This window comes from Bacteroides sp. BFG-606, assembly GCF_024788145.1.
GTDB lineage: Bacteria > Bacteroidota > Bacteroidia > Bacteroidales > Bacteroidaceae > Bacteroides > Bacteroides vicugnae.
On record NZ_JANUIL010000001.1, the window covers coordinates 2,928,495 to 2,951,338 of the forward strand.

The window sequence follows — 22,844 nt, forward strand, 5'->3', positions numbered from 1 at the left end:
AAAGGTAGCAATCCTTGCAGATAAAACTTTCAAACATGTAATTTGATGAAATTTAAAATTCTTACATGTGCAGTCATTGCATTTTTTGTTTTCAGTTCTTGTTCGTCCGGTAAACAATCCCCTGTTGACTATGTCGATCCCTTTATAGGGACGGGGTTTCATGGTCATACTTATCCGGGTGCAACCGTTCCTTTCGGTGGGGTACAATTGAGTCCCGACACCCGTGCCGGAAACTGGGATGCTTGTGCGGGATATCATTACAGTGATACTACTTTAAAAGGCTTTTCGCACACTCATCTTAGCGGAACGGGATGTATTGATCTGGGCGACATACTGTTTCGTCCCACCACTCAAAGACCGGACTTAACAGCAGAAGGAAGTATTTGCCGACCGACAGCTTTTTCCCACAAAGATGAGAAGGCATCAGCCGGATATTACTCGGTATTGCTGAGAGATGAAGGGATAAAAGCAGAGTTGACTGCAACCGCTCATGTCGGTGTGCACCGGTACACATTTCCTTCTGCCAACCCTGTGACTATTATCATTGATTTAGCTCATTTGCTTGATAATGAATATATTTATGAAGCCGAGTTAGAACAGACGGCTTCCAATGAAATTGCAGGAATGAGAAGAACTAGAGGTTGGACAGATAACCAATATGTTTATTTTGTTGCTCGGTTCTCGAAACCTTTTCAAACTGTTGGTTTTGTACAGGATAGAAAGATGTTTTCTGCTGAAGCTAAATTGACCGGCACGGATTTGCAAGCCGTTCTTACGTTTGACGATAAAGACAGTGAGCCTGTTATAGCCAAAGTAGGACTATCCATAGTCAGTGTGGACAACGCGCGTGAGAACCTTGACGCTGAAGTAAAAGATTTCGATTTTGACGCAGTGCGTGCTGCCGCCCGTAGTGCTTGGGAACAGGCACTTTCATCCATTACTGTGGAGGGAGGCAATATAGACGATTTGAAGAACTTCTATACCGCTATGTATCACGCTATGGTTGTGCCCGATGTCGTGAGTGATGTCAACGGTGAATTTCGCCGGCACAATATGGAGATAGGTCAGTTGTCTAAAGGTAAAGTGCAATATTCCACTTTTTCCCTTTGGGATACTTTCCGTGCGTGGAATCCCTTGATGACGCTGATTGATACTACATTGGTCACTAATATGATCAATTCTTATCTTGATATTTACGATGCTTCAGGTGAACTTCCCATCTGGCCGCTTTCTGCCGGAGAAACGGGAACTATGATCGGATACCATTCGGTTTCTGTTATTGCTGATGCCTACTTGAAGGGAATCAGAGGCTTTGATGCGGAAAAAGCATTGGAAGCAATGATTGTTTCTTCTGAGAAGAATAAGAAAGGTGCGGATTACTATATAAAATATGGCTTTATTCCTTCGAACATTAAAAAAGAATCCATATCTTGTCTGTTGGAATTTGCTTATGATGACTGGTGTATTGCACGTATGGCACAGGAGATGGGAAAAGAAGATATTTGTCAAAAGTACATGGAGCGTTCGCAGAACTATATCAACGTATTTGATGGTTCTACAAAGTTTTTCCGCCCCAAACGGATGGATGGTAATTGGGAAACGCCATTCAATTCTGTTGAAGTGGGACGTGCCTATACGGAAGCTACTGCCTGGCAATATCGTTTTTTCGCCCCTCACGATGTGAACGGAATGGCACAACTGTTCGGAGGAGAGGAAGAGTTTATCACTGCGCTTGATTCTATTTTCACTGTAGAATCGGGTGTGAAAGGCGACCTTGTGGACATTACCGGCCTGATAGGGCAATATGTTCATGGGAATGAGCCGAGTCATCACATCGCTTATTTGTATGATTATGTAGGACAGCCTTGGAAGACACAAGAGATGACACGCCGGTTGCTTCATGAAATGTATAAGCCTGTGCCCGGGGGAATCATAGGTAATGAAGACTGCGGGCAGATGTCTGCCTGGTACATACTATCCAGTCTGGGTATCTATTCTGTATGTCCCGGAAGTAATGAATTTGCGCTGACCAGTCCTCTGTTCGAGAAAGCGGTTGTCAATTTGGCAAACGGAAAGACGCTGATTATTCTTGCCAACAACCCGAAGAAGAATATTTATATCAGTAAAGTAGAGCTGAACGGCAAGCGGATAGATACCAATTTCATCACTTATGCACAACTGATGGAAGGTGGTGAACTTCGTTTTACTTTAACCGATACACCGGATAAGACCCGGGGAATTTCAGCAGAGGCCGCTCCTTATTCCTATACCCGCGAAAATGTGGTGTCCATTCCTTATGTGGATAGAGATTTGAATCTCTTTATGGATAAAATAGAAATCACCCTTGCTACGGCAACCGCAGGAGCCGGTATCCGATACACGTTAGATGGAAGTGAGCCGACAGAGTCATCTCCGCTTTATGAGAAACCGTTCGAGTTGGATAAGACCACTCAGATAAAGGCAAAGGGATTTAAGGAAGGTTTTCGCCCGAGCAAAGTCTTGTCTATTCAGGCTACCAAAGCCGAATTGAAAGCTGCGCTTCCGGTGAATCCCACTTTAAACGGTACTTCTTATAAGTATTTCGAGGGTACATATCAGAAAGTGGCGGATATTGAAAAGACACCTTTGCTTGAAACGGGCATCATGTCGGAACCTTCCATCAAGGATGCCAAACAGGAAGATCACTTTGGTTATATATTTACCGGGCTTATCAACGTCCCCGAAGATGGAGTCTATACTTTTCAGACACGCTCAGACGACGGCAGTGTTTTGTATATAGGCAATGAACAGGTGGTGAATAACGACGGTTCTCATGCCGCCATTCCTGCTACCGGACGTATTGCTTTAAGAAAAGGTTTTCATCCTTACAAACTCTACTATTTTGAAGATTATGAAGGCGAACATCTCAGTTGGGCGTGGAAACTTCCTTCTGCAGAAGAGTTTGAACCTGTTCCTGCTTCAACTTTATATGTGAAATAATAAACAATACTACCATGAAAAAAATAGCTTTTTTATCTTTGCTAATACTTGGTGCATCATGCAGCCAAGTGAAACAGCAGCCTACCAAGCCTGCACCAATCAATGTAATGTCATTCAACATTCGTTATGACAACCCGGAAGACAGTCTGGACAATTGGAAATTCAGGAAGGACCGTGCGGCTAATGCTGTCCGATTCTACGATGTCGATGTATTGGGCACGCAAGAAGTGCTTCATAATCAATTGGAAGACCTCAAGCAGCGCTTGCCGGAGTACGGAGTCGTAGGTGTAGGCCGTGAGGATGGAAAGGAGAAAGGAGAGTACAGTGCTCTTTGGTATAAGAAGAATCGTTTTGATTTACTTGATTCGGGATATTTTTGGTTGAGCGAAACGCCCGAAGTGCCCGGTTCTAAAGGATGGGATGGTGCTTGCGAACGTATCGCTTCGTGGGCGAAACTGAAGGACAAGACTTCCGGCAAGGAATTCTTTGCCTTGAACACTCATCTGGACCATGTAGGCGTGGTGGCACGGCGCGAAGGAATCAGCCTTATGCTGGACAGAGTGAACCAATTGAGTGGCGGACTGCCGGTGATTGTTACAGGGGATTTCAATTCGGAACCGGAATCGGATGTCATCAAGCACGTGACTGATCCTGCTAATCCGGAACATCTGACGGATGCTCGTCTTGCGTCGCCTGTTGTTTACGGTCCGGCATGGAGTTTTCACGACTTCGGCAAGATTCCTTATCAGCATCGCCCGTTGATTGACTATGTGTTCGTTCGCAATGGATTCGATGTGCTTAGATATGGTGTACTCGCCGAAACGGAAAATGAGGCTTTTCTGTCAGACCATGCACCGGTTTTAGTGACAGTTGAATGAGAGTTTTAAATTGTACAAAAGAAATTATTGATAAAAATAATAACAATGAAGAAGATGTGGAAAAACTGCATATTGGCAGTATTGGTAGTTGCATTATTGCCTGCCTGCGCATTTGCGCAAGATCGTCGTGACAAGGAACAAACGTATGTGTTGGAACATCCTTATGAAGTAACCAAGATAGCTCCGCCCAAAGGGAAGAAGATTAAAAATGTTATTCTGATGATTGGTGACGGCATGAGTCTTATGCATGTTTATTCTGCATGGACTGCCAACCGTGGAAAGTTGTATCTGGATAATTGCCAGACAGTAGGTCTTTCTAAGACTTACTGCTCCAATAAACTGATTACTGACTCCGGTGCAGGTGGTACTGCGTTGGCTACCGGACACAAGACGAATTATCATGCCGTAGGCGTAGATACGGAAGGACGTCCCTTGAAGTCGTTGGTGGATTATGCTGCCGCAAAAGGCAAATCAACCGGTATAGCAGTGACCTGCCGTCTTTGGGACGCTACTCCTGCCGACTTCTGCTGTCACAATAAAGATAGGGATGCCGAAGCGGAGATTGTGACGGATTATGTGAATTGCGGCGTGGATTACGCTTTTGGCGGTGGTGCCAAGCTTTTCGAAAATCGTGAAGACGGTCGCAATCTGTTCGAGGAACTGCGTGCCAATGGTTATCAGACTCCTCGCAGTTGGGAGGAATTGGCAGGTATAAAGAGCGGAAAAGTATTTGCTGTTCCTTATCCGGTAGACACCCCGCTTCCGGCAGAACGCGGTGATCTCCTTGCACGCGCTTCGCTGAAAGGCATCGAGTTGCTGAACCAGAACAAGAATGGTTTCTTCATGATGATAGAAGGCTCACAGTTGGACGATTACGGTCACTTTAACGACCTTGACTTGTTGATGCAGGAAACGCATGATTTCGACCGTACGATCGGTGCTATTTACAAATGGGCTGCCGAAGATGGAGAGACGTTGGTGGTAGTTACTGCCGACCATGAAACCGGTGGACTTACGTTGGTGGACGGTGACTTGCAGGAAGGTAAGATTGTATGTAAGTTCTCTACAGGTGGTCATAGTGGCGTGATGGTTCCGGTCTATGCTTTTGGGCCCGGAGCCGAAGAATTCACCGGTATTTATGAGAATACTGCTGTTTGCGACAAAATAAAGAAATTACTCGGTCTATAAATTCATAAACAACTATTTCCCATGCTGAAACACATTATATTTGCATGCTTGCTTTCTTGCCCGGCAATGACTGTGCTGAATGCTCAAAGCTGTGGTAATGATGACAAATATCATCTGCCTTATAAAAATACCTATGTCAAAGAACCGTTAGTCACCGAGAATGAGTACCGTGTGGCAAAACCCGAGACAATAGAACCGAAGAGCTTTAAAGAAGCCCGGAAAATTCTGCCGTGTCCCATTTGGAGCGGGCACGAGAAGGAACTGGAGATGTATTGGAGAGCATGGGAAATAGCTATCGGCAATATCCGTGCTCCCCAACCGGGTTCCGGATTTGTTTCCAGTTATCTGGATACCGCCTATAACGGAAATATCTTTATGTGGGATACCTCTTTCATTCTGATGTTTGCCCGTTACGGAACCCGCTTCTTTCCTTTCCAGCAAACATTGAACAATTTCTATGCCAAACAACATCCCGACGGTTTTATCTGTCGCGAAATAAAGGCGGACGGTGCCGACTGCTTCGAACGCTATGACCCCACCAGCACCGGCCCCAATCTGATTCCCTGGTGCGAAATGGTCTATTATCACCAGTTCGGTGATATGGAACGCCTGCACAAAATATTTCCGGTGCTTTGCGGCTATTACAAATGGCTGAAACTGAACCGTACCTGGCGCAATGGAACCTATTGGTCGAGCGGATGGGGGACTGGTATGGACAATATGCCTCGTGTACCGGCAGGTTATAACCCTATCTACAGTCATGGGCACATGATTTGGCTGGATACCAACCTGCAACAACTGTTCACAGCCAATCTCCTTCTCGAAATGGGGTTCTACCTTGAACGCTGGCAAGAAATAGAAGATTTTGAAAGCGAAGCTCAGATGCTGAAAGAATACATCCATGACAATCTTTGGGATGAAGAGTCCGGTTTCCTTTATGACCAGTATGCCGACGGCACACTTTGCAAAACGAAGGGGATAGGGGCTTACTGGGCATTGTTCACCGATGTGCTCGATACCACCCGACTGGATCGTTTAGTGAAAGAACTGGATAACCCCGCCACCTTCAAACGTAAATACCGGATTCCTTCTTTATCCGCCGATAACCCCAAGTACAAGGATAACGGCCGCTATTGGCAAGGTGGAATATGGCCGGGTACTAACTACATGGTGATGCAGGGGCTTGTAAAGAAGGGCTATCGCAAACTAGCGAGAGAAATTTCCCTCAACCACTATTCCCAGGTGTTGGAAGTATTTAAGAAGACAGGAACCTTTTGGGAATATTATGCTCCGGAAAGTGCCGAACCGGGATTTATGGCAAGAAAAGAATTTGTAGGATGGACCGGTCTGCCGCCCATTGCCGAATTGATAGAGTTTATCATTGGTATTCAGGGAGACTATGCCACAAAGCAGATTGTCTGGGATATGAATCTGACCGAGACTAACGGAATCGAACGATATCCTTTCGGTCCTGATGGAGTGATTGGCATGAAGGCGGAAGCACGCCGTTCAGCAAGCGATGAACCTCACATCACAGTAGATTCAAATATAGAATTCGAGTTGCTTGTGCTCTATGGTGGAAAAGAGAAGAGGATTCAAGTTACCCCCGGTAAGCATACTTACTAACAACCAACATTGACCATGAAAAAGAAAATGTCACGACGCCAATTCTTGAAGACCGGAGGGCTTGCTTTAGCAGCCATGACCGTGCAGCCCTCTTCCATGTTTTCCGCGTCTTCAATCCCTAGTTTGAAATATGTTTCCTTGCGTCCGCCTAAGGAGAAGAGGCATTTTGTTTCCAAGGCTGTAGAAGCAACCATTGAAGAAACAAAGCAAAAGATAAAGGATGAAAAGCTGCGCTGGATGTTCGAGAACTGTTTTCCTAATACACTCGACACCACCGTCAGGCACGGATTGAAAGATGGACGTCCCGATACTTTTGTTATCACAGGTGATATTGACGCTATGTGGCTACGTGACTCTTCTGCACAGGTATGGCCTTACCTGCCGTTGATGAAAGGCGATAGCGACCTTCAGTGGATGGTGGCAGGATTGGTCAACCGACAGGTGAAATGTATACTGACAGATCCCTACGCCAATGCTTTCAATGACGGTCCGTTGGGTAGTTATTGGGAAACGGATCACACACAGCACATGGTGAAAGAACTGCATGAGCGCAAGTGGGAAATAGACTCTCTATGCTATCCCATCCGTTTGGCATATCACTATTGGCAATTGACGGCCGATGTTTCAGTGTTTGATACGAACTGGCATGAAGCCATGAAGCTGGTAGTGCAAACCTTCAAGGAACAACAACGCAAGCAGGGCTTGGGACCCTATAGCTTTACCCGCGATTGTGACCGCCCCACTGATTCGCAGATAAATAATGGCTGGGGAGCACCTGTCAAGCCCGTCGGGCTCATCGTTTCTTCTTTCCGACCTTCGGACGATGCTACCCAATACGGTTTTCTGATACCGTCCAATATGTTTGCAGTTGTATCGTTGAGGCAGTTGGCGGAGATAGAGCACAAGGTATGCAAGAATGAAACCTTTGCCGAAGAATGCGCGGCGTTGGCCGACGAAGTGGATGCCGCCATTCGTAAATACGGAACTTTCAACCATCCCGTCTGCGGACGAATTTATGCCTTTGAAGTTGATGGATTCGGCAATGCGCTTTGCATGGACGATGCCAACGTTCCCAGTCTTCTGGCTGCTCCTTATCTCGGTTACTGCTCTATCAAGGATGCTATCTATCAGAATACCCGCAAAATGATCTGGAGTGATAACAATCCCTACTTTTTCAAAGGCAAGGCAGGTGAAGGAGTGGGAGGACCTCATGTAGGACTGAACTATATTTGGCCCATGAGCATCATAATAAAAGCTTTCACTACGGACGATCGCGAAGAAATCGCGGCTTGCTTGAGGCAGCTTCGTGACACGGACGGAGGAACTGGTTTTATGCATGAATCTTTTCATTCGGAGAATGCTTCGGATTTCACCCGTTCTTGGTTTGCATGGGTGAATACTTTGTTTGGAGAGCTTGTGCTCAGAACCATTCGTGAATTCCCTGATATTTTAACACAAAGATTATGAAGAAAGTATATTGGATAATTGCCGTTTTGTTAACACTGATTTCTTGTGGGGAGGGCCGTCATACTTCCAAACAGGCTAATGGCATTATTCCCCTTCCCAATGAAATAGTTATGGGACGGGGAACCTATATTCTGCAAGGCGAAACGAGTGTGGCCATCTCGGAGGATGAAGCCTCACAGAAAGTTTTCCGCTACTTAGCTGATGCATTGAAGAACACTTCTGTCACTCTGAAGCGTGTGTCTCAAACAGAGCCGGGGGATATTTGTTTTCTGATAGACAGTTTATTGCCGGATGAGGCTTACACATTGGATGTTTCCTCCGGTGGCATAAAAATAAGTTCCAATGAAACTGCAGCAGGATTGTTTTATGCTATCCAGTCTCTGTTGCAACTTATGCCGGCGGAGATTTATAATGCCGGCAGGAAGTATGATGGAAAGATAGAAATACCAGCAGTCAACATGACAGATGTTCCCCGGTTTCCCCATCGCGGGGCCATGATGGACGTAGGCCGTAATTTTCAGCCTAAAGAAGAGGTGTTGAAGTTTCTCGACTTGATGGCCATGTATAAACTCAATAAGTTTCATTTTCATCTGACGGATGACCAGGGGTGGAGGATAGAGATTAAGAAATACCCCAGACTTATTGAAGTCGGCTCTCATCGCAACCAGACCCAGGTAGGGCATTGCGACTACTATTATCCGCGGCGTTTCGACGGAAAAGAACAAAGAGGGTTCTATACGCAAGAAGATATAAAAGAAATCGTGAAATATGCCTCCGACCGTTTTATTACCGTTATTCCTGAAATTGAAATGCCGGGACACGCTTCCGCTGCATTGGCGGCTTATCCGGAATTCTCTTGCGGATTGGGGAAAACGTACGTTGTACGCGATTATTTTGATGTCTTTGATGAAGTCTATTGCCCGAAAGAAAATACATTCACCTTTCTGGAAGATGTACTGACAGAGGTTATGCAACTGTTTCCCAGTCATTACATTCATATCGGTGGCGATGAGTGTCCGAAGAAAGCGTGGAAGAAATGCAGCCATTGCCAGGCATTGATGAAGCGTGAAGGACTGGAAGATGAAGAGGCTTTGCAGAGTTGGTTTATTCATCGGATGGAGCGATTCGTGAATAGTAAAGGGCGTGATATCATCGGCTGGGATGAGATTTTGGAAGGGGGGCTTGCCCCTAATGCTACGGTAATGTCGTGGCGTGGAGAAGAGGGAGGTATTGAAGCTGCCCGTCAGAAACACAAGGTTATTATGACTCCCGGAGATAGATGTTATTTTGACCATTATCAGGAAAGTCCGGAATTTGCACCGTTGGCTATCGGCGGTTTCCTTCCATTGGACAGCGTGTATGCTTATGATCCGACTCCTGCCGTACTGACTTCCGAAGAGCAGTCTTACATCATAGGTACACAAGCTAATATCTGGGGAGAGTATATCCAGACCCCTGAATATTTTGAATACATGGCTTTCCCCCGCCTGTTGGCGATGTCTGAAGTGCAATGGACACAACCGGGAAATAAGAATTTCGATTCATTCCTCCGCAGGTTGGACAAAGAGTTCAGGCGACTGGATTTTTGCGGAGTTAATGCTTGCCGGAACTTTTATGAAGTGAACTTCACAGGAGCATGGAACGAGTCTCTCCAAACTTATGAAGTGACTATGAAGACATTTTGTCCCAATGCGGAGATATATTATGCAGTGAATGATTCTGTACTGTCTCCCTCCTCTTCCGGTTTTTACACGAAGTCCGTCGGTTTGTCCGCAGATGCTACTGTTTATGCGGTAGTATATAGAGATGGAAAACCATTGGGAAAGCCTGTTCATCAATCTTTTGTTGTAAACAAAGCTACCGGACGTCCCTATCAATGCAAGCCACTTCCGTCAGCAGAGAAAGTAAATGAGGGCATCGGCCTGACGGACGGGATTCGCGGTTATGCACGTGATTTGCGTCGTTGGGTCATCTTCAGGGGAGATACTGTTCGGGTGACAGTCGATCTTGGTAGGACTATGCCTGTAAGCAAAGTAGCTTTCGCTTCTTTGTGGCGTCCCTATGATATGCTTTGGCCGGTAAGCGAACTGCATATTTCCACTTCTGCGGACAACAAGGTGTTTACTTCTGCGCACAGTGGAAAGTTCACCTATGATTTCACGCCTACCGAAGGCACTTGTTTTCCGGCATCGCTCTCGTTTCCGGAGATAATGGCACGATATGTCTGCCTTGAATTTGTCTACGGCGGCCCGTGCCCGAAAGGTTACTATCACGAAGGACAGCCAAGCAGACTGGCTATTGATGAGATAGAATTATATTGATCTTAAAAAAAATGTGTGTTATGAAAAAGAAAACTTCTTTTCTGTTTTTGTGGATGTGTACGCTTCTTCCTGTTCTGCTGTCGGCTCAAGCTCCGGGCCGGTTTGCTTTTAAAGACGGGAAATTTGTGATAGCACAGTTTACGGACTTACACTGGACACCGGAATCACCGAAATGTGCTGAAACTGCTGCCACTATCCGTGCTGTTCTGGCATCCGAACACCCCGATCTTGCCATATTGACCGGTGATGTGGTGACTGACGATCCAGCCCTTAAAGGCTGGGTGGATGTAGTCAATATCTTCAATGAAACCAAAACCCCCTTCGTTGTGACTATGGGCAACCATGATGCGGAGTATATGACACGGGACGATATTTATGATTTTCTTCTGAAGTCCCCTTATTATGTAGGAGCAAAAGGACCGGCGGATATTATGGGATGTGGCAATTGTGTCATTCCTGTTTATGGTTCGCAAAGGAAAGGAACGGTAGAAGCATTACTTTACTGTTTGGACTCCAATGATTATCAGCCGGATAAACTTTATGGTGCGTATGATTGGATTCATTTCAACCAGATTGAATGGTATCGCAGGCAGAGTGCAGGCTTCACTGTCGCTAACGGTGGAAAGCCTGTACCAGCACAGGCTTTTTTCATATTCCGCTCATTGAGTATAACGAAATCAGAAGTGACGGAAAAACTTATGGAAACGATAAGGAAGGTGGAGTGGCCGCAGCGAACATTAATTCGGGTATGTTTTCTTCCTTTCTTGATATGAAAGATGTGATGGGAGTATTTGTGGGACATGATCATGACAATGACTTTCTTGGAATGGATAAGGGAATCCTACTGGGGTACGGACGGGTGACCGGTACGGATGCTTACGGCTCATTGACCAGAGGGGGCCGTATCATTAAACTGTATGAAGATCAGTTTAAATTTGATACATGGATAACTACACCTGCCGGACGCGAAGCTTCCTATTATTACCCGTCGGGCATGAATTCTGAAGAAGAACAGACTATGACTTATCTGCCGGGAGTGAAAACATCTTCCGGGAATCCCGGAGTGGCATATACTTACTACGAAGGAAAGTGCAAGCGTGTTGCTGATATAGATACTTGCAGTAAAGTAAAGTCAGGGGTAATGAGTAACTTCTCAATCAAAGAGGCTGCCGTTACCGATCACTTTGCTTATGATTTTCGTACATTGGTAAGAATCTCCGAAAGAGGTGTCTATCGTTTCTATACTTATTCCGACGATGGTTCCCAACTTTACATAGATGGTAAATTGATTGTTGATAATGACGGCGGACATAGTGCTCGCCGTGTTGAAGGAAAGGTAGCTCTTGAAAAAGGCTTTCATGAGTTACACTTGCTGTACTTTGAAGACTATATGGGGCAGGAACTGGAAGTAGGATATGCGGGCCGGAATGTTCCGGAAACTACCCTGCCGGACAGTATGCTGTTCTTACCCGATTGATTCACCGATAATACAGTTCATCATCCGGTGTTCTTTTCTGTATTCATTGGGAGAGACGTTTTTTAAAGCTTTGAATTGGCGGGACAAGTTCTTAAAATTACTGATTCCGACTTGTTCCGCCACGTCTGCGATAGGGGCATCGCTGGCCAGTAACATCTGCGCAAAACGCTCCATTCTAAGATTGAAGATGTATTTATGGATGGATTGTTTTGTAACTTGTTTAAAGCGGATTTCCAACAAACGGCGTGATAATGGTACTTGTCTGACAATATCCGATACAGTAATTTCAGAAGCCAGATTCTGATGAATATAGGTCAAGGCTGTGTGAATGTGTACATCAGTCGTCGCATAGAAATCTGTTGATTGCCTGTTTACAACATTTACCGGTTGTAACACTACGTCCCGACAGTCTCTTTCTTCATCATTTAATAAGCGATCTATCATTGCGGCAGCCTCGAATCCACCTCTTACGATGTTATGGTTGATGCTGGACAAAGGAGGTTCGGAGAGATTACATATGATGTCGTCATTGTCAACCCCTAATATCGCTATTTTGTCCGGCACTCTGATATTGTTCACACGACAGACTTCTGTGATGCGGTTTCCCTGATTATCATCACACGCCATGAGTGCTGTTGGTTTTGGCAACGATTTCAGCCATGTAAGCAAGGGGGGAGATTCATAAAACCATAAGTCATCCAATGATTGATCCTGATATACATGAAAGTTACTGCCGAAACCATGAGCAGATATACATTCGTAGAAACCTTCACAGCGTTCTTGTGACCATACGGCATCTCGATAACCATAGAACGCGAAATTCTGAAATCCTTTACTCAGAAAGAATTCTGCCGCCATTTTTCCTGTTGCGCGGTAATTGCCGGTGATATTAGGAATATTGTTGAACCTTGATTTGTAGTCTTGTGCTAAAGCAATTATACCATTCTCGCGAAATATATCTACATTATCATTATTGTCAAATCTTCCGATAATAGCATCTGCTTGCCAAGCCTTTGCCCATTTTAACACTCCTTTTATGCCATAGCTGTTCTTATAGGAAGGTGGCATCCGGCAAACTACCCATGGATCATGACTCTTTGAATAGGCGAGTATACCCTTTAGCAAATTATATGAAAAGGTTTCTGTGAAGTCGGTTAGTAATATCAGTCGAATCATGGTCGTCGGTTATATAAAGATGTTTATTTTGATTACACAAATATAAGATTTCTATTTTTATATTCCTAACAAATGTCTGATGTTTTATAATTAATAATCTACCGTTATGTATTCATCCTGTATGAAGGTTTTCTTCTGATAACTCTTTTTAGTGTCTAACTTTCCTTGCTTTTCGATATTCTTTTTTATATTTGCCTACGTTAATGAAGGAGATACGACGATTGAGAGATAAAATATTGATAGGATGCATATTGTGTCTGTTCTCTTTTATTCCAAAGGGGGCAGCCAATAATTATATAATGAATCCTTATACCCACCAGGAAATCTCTGCTGACTCCATCATAGAACGTGTGATGACTTTTGCACCTTTGTATGAAACAATCGTAAGCGATTATCGTGCGAACTTATATATAAAAGGTAAGATGGACATTCAGAAGAAGAATTTTATTCTCCGTTATGTGCCTTCTATGTTTCGTTTGCAAAAGGGTGTTCGCGAATATCTGCTTGAAACATACAGTGACCTTCATTATACGGCTCCCAATATTTACGATCAGAAAGTAAAGGCCTCGCAGGGAACTGTGAGAGGAAACAGGGGATTGCCGGGTTTGCTTGAATACTTTAATGTAAATATCTACTCTTCGTCTCTGTTGAATGATGAACGCTTATTATCACCACTGGCTAAAAACGGACAGAAATATTATAAATACCGGATAGACAGCGTGATGGGAGATCCTAACAATCTGGATTATCGGATACGTTTTATTCCCCGTACCAAGAGTGACCAGTTGGTGGGTGGATATATGGTGGTCAGTAGTAACGTTTGGAGTGTTCGTGAAATTCGTTTTTCGGGAAGATCGGAACTGATAACATTTACCTGTTGGATTAAGATGGGGGATGTAGGTAAGAAAAATGAATTCCTGCCGGTGCGCTATGACGTAGAAGCTCTTTTTAAATTTCTCGGAAATAAGGTGGATGGTAATTATACCGCTTCTTTAGACTATAAATCCATCGAACTGAAAGAAAAAAAAGTACGCAAGAAAGAGAAAAGAAAATATAATCTTTCGGAATCTTTCTCTTTACAGTGTGATACGAATGCATATAAGACGGATGCTTCTACTTTTGCTATCATGCGGCCGATCCCTTTGGATGAAAGTGAGAAAAAACTATACCATGACTATACCCTTAGACGTGACACAACTACGGTACAAAAGCAATCCAAGAGTCAGGCCTTTTGGGGAACGATGGGTGATTTGATGGTAGAAGATTATAAATTCAATTTGTCCAATATCGGAAGCGTACGGTTCTCTCCGTTTATCAATCCGCTCTTATTCAGTTATAGTGGAAGCAACGGTTTGTCCTATCGACAGGACTTCCGTTATAACCGTCTTTTCAGAGGGGATAAATTACTTCGCATTGTGCCTAAGCTCGGATATAACTTTACGCGTAAGGAATTCTACTGGTCACTGAATGCCGACTTTGAATACTGGCCGCAGAAACGGGGATTCTTCCGGTTGAATGTGGGTAACGGTAACCGTATTTATAGTAGTAAAGTGTTGGACGAACTGAAAGCTATGCCAGACAGTATCTTTAATTTCGATTTAATTCATCTCGATTATTTCAAGGACTTGTATTTCAAATTCCGACATACCGTTGAAGTAGTCAACGGACTGGATATCGGTCTGGGGTTCTCCGCCCATAAAAGAACAGCGGTAGAGCCTTCACGTTTTGTAATCACCGGTGACTATCCGATGCCGCCCCCGGAATTTATGGATAAATTCAAGAACACTTATATCAGTTTCGCTCCCCGCATCCGGATAGAGTGGACTCCGGGACTCTATTATTATATGAACGGAAAACGAAAGATTAACCTTCATTCTTTATATCCGACTTTCTCGGTTGATTATGAACGGGGTATTAAAGGAGTGTTCAAGAGTACGGGCGAATATGAAAGAATAGAGTTTGACCTTCAACATCAAATCCGGATGGGATTGATGCGTAACATTTATTATCGTTTCGGATTCGGAGCATTCACCAATCAGGATGAGTTGTATTTTGTGGACTTTGCCAATTTTTCCCGCCATAATCTTCCCGTAGGCTGGAATGATGAAATCGGCGGAGTATTTCAGGTGCTTGACTCACGTTGGTATAACTCCTCCCGCCGTTATGTACGGGGGCATTTCACCTACGAAGCTCCGTTTCTCATTCTTAGGCATCTGATGAAGTACACCCGTTATGTGCAGAATGAACGTATTTATATCAGTGCCCTCTCTATGCCGCACCTTCAACCTTATCTGGAAGTAGGATATGGCATCGGTACGCATATTTTTGACGTAGGAGTTTTTGTGAGCAGCGAAAACTGGAAATTCGGGGGGATAGGCTGTAAGTTCACGTTTGAGTTGTTCAACCGATAGTTTTCTTTGTTCCGGTTGTTTTATCGAAAGATTTTACTTATTTTTGTATAAGAGAGGATGAGGACCGAATTTAGCATCAAAGAGGTGTAGTCGCCTTGTAAGCACAGGTATTTTCCTAGAAAATAAATTCTAAGGTATAAATACCTAAATTTATTTTAGTAAATAACTCATCCTCTCTTCTCTTTTTTATATGCATATACAAAATGGACGGAATTTTAATAACGATCATTGTTATTACCGCTTTCCTGGTTTATAAGATGATTTCCTCAAGCAGGAAACAGGAGGGGTATAAAAGATGGAAAGCAACAAGCAGTGGTAAGGAAGAAAAGACTACTAAGGTAAAATGGGAACACGGAGCCTGGCTTAGGCATGCTTTGGGGGGAACTGTTCCGAGAGCGCAGTATGTTCAAAAGTTTGATGAATCGGCTGTTGTCTGGTGCGCCAACCTGTTGGGGGTGGAAACGGTGCGGTTGAAGGAAATATTACGGGATGTTTCCGAACATTACCGGGAGTTCTGGATGAGAAAAAGAAAGGGAGGTTATCGGATGATTTCTGCTCCTGACAAAGAATTGCAATCTATTCAAACCACTATTAATTCTCGAATATTATCATCTGTGACACTGATTCATCCGGCAGCAGTAGGCTTCCGGAACGGTCATTCTGTGGTTGATAATGCCAGTCCTCATTTGGGAAAACGGTATGTGTTGAAAATGGATATTCATGATTTTTTCTTTTCGATACGGAGCCGGAGGGTAAAAAAGACATTTGAGAAGATCGGTTATCCGGAAAATGTGTCTAAAGTATTGGGAACATTGTGTTGTTTACACAGACACTTGCCGCAGGGAGCGCCTACAAGTCCGTCGTTGAGCAATATCGTCGGGTATGAGATGGATAGGAAATTAGCGGCACTGGCAGCGGAATACGGATTGGCTTACACCCGTTATGCCGATGACCTGACTTTTTCGGGAGATGTGTTTCCCAAAGAACAAATCATTCCCCGAATCAAACAAATTATCCGCGATGAGAAATTCGAACCGAATCATAAGAAGACCCGTTTTATCAATGAGTATGGCAGGAAGATTATTACAGGAGTATCTGTCTCTTCCGGTGCGAAACTGACAATCCCTAAAGCCAGAAAGAGAGAGATCCGGAAGAATGTCTATTTTATCCTGACGAAAGGTTTGGCGGAACATCAGCGCCGGATTGGCTCGAGTGATCCTGTCTATCTGAAACGGCTGATTGGAGAACTTTGTTATTGGCGGTCAATAGAACCGGACAATGCGTATGTATCCGATTCTATTAACCGTTTGAGATGTTTGGAGAAAGGGTATTAATCTAATTGGCAATCGTTACCCGTTCATTTTCTATCTTGGCGTAATTCCTTTTCACAGCTTCGCGAATACCTCTTTGCATGGCAGCGTCTATGTTCGATCCCATACGGGCAAAGCCGAACAGTTGCGCGCATGCTTTTATCAAATCTGCCGCAGGCAGGCTGATGGAGTCGGTCAATAGTTGCCGGATGGCATTGGCTATCTCTTCAGGTGGTATGTCTGTCGCTTCCCGGTCGGAAACCGGGCGATAGACTGAATAGGAAGCGCATTGTTCTTTGTCGTTCCAGCAGAAAACAAGTCCTTCGTATTCTGTGCGATAGATATTCAATGTGTCGAGTGCTGTTTCTATCTGTGCTTCTACCCGTGTTCCCAAGCGGCTGATTCCCCATTCGGACAGGATTTTCTTACAGAGCAGGGATTTACTGATTGGCGCCTCGCTTTCCATAATCTTCCGTATTTGGGAGAGGAGGATAGAGTAACTGTCCGTAAAGAAAAAGTCTTCCGGTGAATAACTGTATGGGGTAATCTTTGCAAACTTGTACTTTTGCTCTATCCGGTTTTGAGTAGAAAGAACGGAAGCTGTTTGCTTTTCAGGAGTAGCAGGCGATGCCTTGAGCACGAATGAATGTTCATTGTTGGTTATTTGTGCAGCCGGTGCAGGTTCTGCCACTTCTGTCGGAGCAGAGCCGGTTCCGGCTGCTGTCATTGAGCCGACTTTTGAACTCTTTTTCCGGGCGATAGCCTCTTGGATAGTTGCCATTACTTCGTCCGGCTTTTCCCACCAGTCCATTGTCCATATCCGGTAGATGTCCCATCCGAGTGCTTTCAATACATTATTCTGCACAATTTCCCGGTCACGTGCGGTCTTGGTGCGTTTGTAGTTTTTGCCGTCACAGATAATACCTAACTGATAGTTAGAGGTGTTTTCGGTGTCGACGATACCTATATCTATCTTGTATCCGGAGCAACCGATGTCTGTATGCACGGTGTAACCCAGTGAGCGCAGTCTGTCGGCAATGATCGTTTCGATGGAGACTGTTGCTTCCGACTGTTGTCTTGTCACGCTGTTGATGGTGTTTCGGGTTCCCTTCTCCGCATATTCGAGGAAACGTTTTAGTCCGGCTACTCCGATGGAAGAAGTACGGTTCAGGTCGATCATATCCGACCTTAGGGTGGAATAGATAATCATCTCATACCGGGCACGGGAAACGGCTACATTCAATCTTCTTTCACCGCCTGCCCGGTTCAGAGGCCCGAAATTCATGCTGACGCGCCCTTCTGCATCCGGACCATAGCCCACAGAGAAGAGAATGACATCGCGTTCGTCTCCCTGCACATTCTCCAGGTTCTTGATAAATAACGGTTCGTCGCATTCCAACGCCAGAGTTTCCAGTTCGGGGTAAAAGATAAAGAGGTCGGATAATAAGTCTTCTATCAAGGCTTGTTGGACAATGCTGAAAGTGACTACACCGATACTTTTCTTTCTTAATTCCTCGCTTCTCAATCTTCTGGCTATTTCGTCCACCACTGCTTGAGCTTCCGCCCGGTTCTGGCGCGACTTGCCTTTATCATAGTAACCGTTGATGTTGACTATCCTGACTTTCGATTCGATGTTGTCCGGCGAGGGGAAAGTCATCAGTTTGTTATCGTAATATTCGGAGTTGCTGAAAGCGATGAGGCTCTCGTGCTTGCTCCGGTAGTGCCATAATAAATATTTGGAAGGAATAGAGAGGGCGAGACAGTCGTCAAGGATACTCTCCAAATCTTCCATTTCAATGTTGTCTTCATCAATGGTGTTGACCGAGAAGAAACTCGTAGGAGGCATTTGTTTCGGGTCGCCTACAATAATGACGTTTTTACCCCGGGCAATGGCGCCCACCGCTTCATAAGTAGGCATCTGTGAAGCTTCATCAAAGACTATCAAATCAAATTTATCAGCGTCCGTGTCGATGAATTGAGCGACGGAAAGAGGACTCATCAGCATACACGGGCACATGCGTGACAACAAAGTGGGAATCTGGTCGAACAGCTTACGAATGGATATGCCGCGGGCATTGTTGCGGATATTCTTTTGAAGGATACCCACTTCTGAACTTTGGATGGCTTCTTGAGTGAAAGACGGAATATTGGAGGCCAACCGGGCATACAATTCTCTTTGGGTCGTTTCTTCGAATTTGGCGGATATTTGTTTGTATTTAGCAATGATGTCATTGAATATCTTACCGTTGAATAATTCCAGAGTCGGTTCTTTGTCGATGATATACCGGATAGCCGCCTGATAGAAACTCTTGCGGAAGCTGTCTGTAAGTTGCCCGGTAGGAATATTCTTTTCTTTATATTCCGTCGCAATAAATCCAATTCCCAGGCTATGCAGGGTTTGGTAGGCTTGTAGCCACTGATACCAGTCCTTGAGCTTGTCGAGGTTCTCTTTCCAGGTCAGGGCTTTAGACAAGGCAATCGTTATCCAGTCGGCTGAATCGGTATAAAGTTCTTCAGTCGAGATACCCAGCATGTCGGACAGTTTCTTTTCGGTGGTTGTGAGTGTATCTGCGAGTTGATACAGTTCATTGAAGGAATGGGCATGAATGTCTCTGAATGTTTGAATTCCTTCTGTGAGTTGTGCGGACAAATTCTGCTTGATTTGCGAAACTTTGGCAATGTCTTTAGCATAGTTCAACAAATGCGAATGAAGGGAAGTCATGTCGTCGATTATCTGTTCAATGGTGTTCCAATCCTCGTTCTTGCCGGGTCGTCCGAATAGGGAGGGAAGTTGTCCGGTGTATTTCTGAACGGCTTCGGTTTCTTCCTGATACCTGATAATGCGGTGAAGCAGAGCTTTGATGTCTTCTGTTTCAATCGTTTTTAAAGCATATATGTTGATTGCTTTTTTGATTTTCCGCAACCCGAAATATCTGGGAAGGAACCACTGGGCGGATACCCGGTTCCATTCGGCTAACATCTGCTTTGCGTTGATGGACAGGATTTCTTGGGTGAATCCGGTTTCTATCTCTTTCCTTTGTTCATCCCGTTTCCGTCCGTGAACCACCACTTCCCGGTATTCATTCAGTGTTTCGTTGAGCAATGGCAGAGTCAGCAATCCGGGAGTCAGTTCCGGAATGTCGAGTATTTTTCGGATGATGTGGACAATCGTCCGGAAATCCTTGCGTGTAGGGCGTATATCCGTATCTTTTAGAAGTACGGAGAATACATCCAGCTTCTGCCGGATGGTGGTCAACAGGTCGATAAATCCGGTGAGCAGTTGGGAGGACTCCTCTTTAACGGCTGATGAATATTCGGTAATCGAGATGCCCGTTAATGGATGCTGATAAGGATGTCCGCACGCATTGGCCGTCCGGACTAACAGCTCGATGGCATCTTCCCATTGGGCAAATGTTTCTTTATCTAATGTATCCAGATAAACTTGTGGAATATCAAAACAAGATTCGACATCCACGGATTGATAATGAATAATGGCGTCGTATAATGAAACTCCGAACGGGTATTCTTTATGTAGGGCTTCGATATATTGATTCAATTCCGCCCGTAAATTCAGCAGGCGTTCCGCTTCCTTTCTGAATTCTTCGGGAGGTGTCTGCCTGATAATTTCCGTAGTTTCTTTCAGTTGCGAGATAACGGCGGATTTCTTTGTCTTGTTGGAATGAATCTCCAAGCAGAACGGAGCCAGGCCGATAGCCGCCAGTCTGTTTTGTACAACGGAGAGGGCAGCCATCTTTTCCGCAACAAATAAGACGCGTTTTCCTTTGTAAAGCGCATTGGCAATGATATTGGTAATCGTTTGCGATTTTCCTGTTCCCGGAGGGCCGTGCAGGATGAAAGTCTTGTCATGTACGGCTTCGTAGATGGCTTCCAGTTGTGAGGAATCGGCGATGATGGGTAATACAATGTCTGTGGGCGACAGTTGCTTATCCATATCCGTTGCATCTATTTCCTCTGTGGCGGCTTCCCATTCTATCTTTCCGTTGATGAGGCTGGACACAATCTTGTTCTGAACCAGTTTGTTGGCGTTGTTGTGGATGTCGTTCCACATGATGAATTTGTTGAAAGAGAAAATACCCAGAATCGCTTGCTCTTCCACGTCCCATTTGCGCTGGTTCTTGATGCTGTTGCGAATGATGGAATAAATCAGTTTGACATTTACACCACTTCCGTCGGTAGGCAGCGGGTCTAACCCTGATAGGGCGATTCCGAAATTTTGGCGGAGCATTTCCAATAAGGTGATGTTCATCATCGTTTCTTCCTCCCGAGAACGGATAACATAACCTTTGGCTGCCGATTTACGGATGATTTCAACCGGCAACAGCAGGATGGGAGCGTAGCGGGGGCGTTCGCTGGAGGGGGTCTCGTACCATTTTAAAAGTCCGAGAGCCAGATAGAGCGTGTTGGCTCCATTCTCTTCAATAGAGGTACGCGAAGACCGGTATAGATGGGTCAGTGCTTTGCCTAAATCGTTTTCGGATAGATAGAAACGTAGTCTTTTCTGTGAAAGTTCAGAGTTGACGAAACCAACTACAGGATCAGATTCCGGTATGGAGGAATAAATCCCGAAGTCCATTGCCGGACTCTCCCAATCGGCAGGACGGTGAAGGATGCGAAATTCTTCTCCGTCGGCCAATGCATCTTCCAGGCAGGATAGATTAGCCGGAATGAGTTGGAGCGTGTTTTTGGTGATCCGGATATTCAGCAGATTGTTGCGCAGACTTAAATCCAGCAACCGTCTTTCCCATAACAGTTGTTTGGTAATTACGGTCTGGGTTTCATTGCCTGACAAATCATACGGATTGATACTTTGCGGAGTGGCATGAACGGCACTTTTTGGAATGTCGGTCTCCTTTTCTTCCACTTCCCATACCTGCCCGTGCAGAATGCGTTGGGGGATGGGGCGGATGCCCGAATGTCTCGCTCTTTTCACATCTATGGCAAGAATGAAATTATTTCCATCCGTCAGCTTTCCGTTCGCTTGCTTCACTGCATCGTCGAAATCGGACGAATGTCCCATGTTCATGCAGGTCGTTTCGACTAACGTTATGTCGTAGATCCCCTCGGCAGTCCGTTTGGTCAACAGAGAGACATCGTCAATGGTAGGGTCAGGGAAAGTTTCCGGCACTAGCCAGGCTCCCGCAAAAGCATGCCCTTGAGTGATGATAATGAGTGCATTCAGTCCGATTGCCTCCAGGCAGGAAGCATAGAGTAAGGCCATATCCAGACAGGTTCCCAGTTTCTGTGCCATCACGGAGTTGGCTAGCCGGACACGCTGGCCATATTCCTCGAAGCTGGCGGGGATGGTGCTGTATATAATCTGTTGTTCCGTGATAGCCGTGTAGATGGCGGCCATCTGTTTCCTTACCCGGTCCGGAGTACGGCTTTGATATTCGTCGAGGGACGGATTATCAGTCCATTGCCCCAGGATGGAAGCGGCTCTCTTGATGATCGGCAGAATGGCTGTATGATTGGGGGTGATGAAAGCGGCCAGCATTTCGGGCAATACATTGATTCCTCCCCATTGGTCGTATGCCAGAATGTCGATAGGGTAGGTTTGGCTGAATACGGAAACTGCTTCGGAAGTAATTTCAATTTTCAGATTGCCGGATAAACGTTCGGTCAGCTGTGTGAAATAGTTGGCAGACAAAGTGAGGTTGAATGATGACAGACAGATCGAACTGTTTGCCGGAATCTGTTCCACAGCTATCGGAACGGCGTTTCCGAAAGTCGGCTCTGTTGTGATTTGTACCTGAATGTCCTTCAGTGGGGCAGGTGTCGTATTCTCAATAGAAAGCTGATGAATGACCGATGCACCGTTTTGTTGTATCGCAAAATTAATAAGCGGTAAATAGTCGCATTGCACCTTGACTTTGTCCAATCTCTCGTCCATGGCAAAAACTGTATAAATTAAAGATTGCAATATTACAAAAAATACGGATATAATTCTCTTTTCTTCTGCCATTCTTTTGTCAATCAAGAAAATATTTCTA

At 45.0% G+C, this 22,844-nt stretch carries 10 protein-coding genes and 1 pseudogene; 9 read left to right on the forward strand and 2 right to left on the reverse strand.

The features are described 5' to 3' along the window. The first annotated feature begins 45 nt into the window (after positions 1-45). From NXV01_RS10390 to NXV01_RS10420, 7 genes and pseudogenes are all read left to right on the forward strand, one after another. Positions 46-2,979 (forward strand): GH92 family glycosyl hydrolase, encoded by a 2,934-nt coding sequence (locus tag NXV01_RS10390; protein ID WP_259022314.1) that lies wholly within the window; start codon positions 46-48, stop codon positions 2,977-2,979. A gap of 14 nt (positions 2,980-2,993) precedes the next feature. Beyond that, entirely contained in the window at positions 2,994-3,857 is an 864-nt protein-coding gene (locus NXV01_RS10395) for an endonuclease/exonuclease/phosphatase family protein (protein ID WP_148364372.1), read from the forward strand. Positions 3,858-3,911: 54 nt separating this feature from the next. Then, positions 3,912-5,045, forward strand: a complete 1,134-nt coding sequence (locus tag NXV01_RS10400; RefSeq protein WP_409012951.1) for an alkaline phosphatase — start codon at positions 3,912-3,914, stop codon at positions 5,043-5,045. Between the two features lie 21 nt (positions 5,046-5,066). Further along, entirely contained in the window at positions 5,067-6,671 is a 1,605-nt protein-coding gene (locus tag NXV01_RS10405; RefSeq protein ID WP_148364373.1) for an MGH1-like glycoside hydrolase domain-containing protein, read from the forward strand. Between the two features lie 15 nt (positions 6,672-6,686). After that, on the forward strand, positions 6,687-8,138 hold the full coding sequence (locus NXV01_RS10410; RefSeq protein WP_234131904.1) for a glycoside hydrolase family 125 protein: 1,452 nt from the start codon (positions 6,687-6,689) through the stop codon (positions 8,136-8,138). Next, positions 8,135-10,459 (forward strand): beta-N-acetylhexosaminidase, encoded by a 2,325-nt coding sequence (locus NXV01_RS10415; protein WP_259022316.1) that lies wholly within the window; start codon positions 8,135-8,137, stop codon positions 10,457-10,459. Before NXV01_RS10410 ends, NXV01_RS10415 begins: the two co-directional genes overlap by 4 nt. Positions 10,460-10,479: 20 nt before the next feature. Continuing rightward, positions 10,480-11,936, forward strand: a pseudogene (locus NXV01_RS10420) (PA14 domain-containing protein). Here NXV01_RS10420 and NXV01_RS10425 read toward each other — a convergent pair. Beyond that, complete coding sequence (locus tag NXV01_RS10425) at positions 11,925-13,112, reverse strand: DNA-binding transcriptional regulator (RefSeq protein WP_148364377.1); 1,188 nt, start codon at positions 13,110-13,112, stop codon at positions 11,925-11,927. The pseudogene NXV01_RS10420 and the gene NXV01_RS10425 sit on opposite strands and share 12 nt — an antisense overlap. A gap of 203 nt (positions 13,113-13,315) precedes the next feature. Here NXV01_RS10425 and NXV01_RS10430 point away from each other — a divergent pair, with 203 nt between their 5' ends. Then, positions 13,316-15,523 carry a DUF5686 family protein gene (locus tag NXV01_RS10430; RefSeq protein WP_259022317.1) on the forward strand — a complete coding sequence of 736 codons (2,208 nt, stop codon included), beginning with the start codon at positions 13,316-13,318 and terminating at the stop codon, positions 15,521-15,523. Between the two features lie 203 nt (positions 15,524-15,726). Next, positions 15,727-16,857: a retron St85 family RNA-directed DNA polymerase gene (locus NXV01_RS10435; RefSeq protein ID WP_148364378.1), complete on the forward strand. Its 1,131-nt coding sequence runs from the start codon at positions 15,727-15,729 to the stop codon at positions 16,855-16,857. 1 nt (position 16,858) lies between these two features. Here NXV01_RS10435 and NXV01_RS10440 read toward each other — a convergent pair whose 3' ends face one another. After that, entirely contained in the window at positions 16,859-22,816 is a 5,958-nt protein-coding gene (locus NXV01_RS10440; protein ID WP_259022320.1) for a DUF3320 domain-containing protein, read from the reverse strand. Between the last annotated feature and the right edge of the window lie 28 nt (positions 22,817-22,844).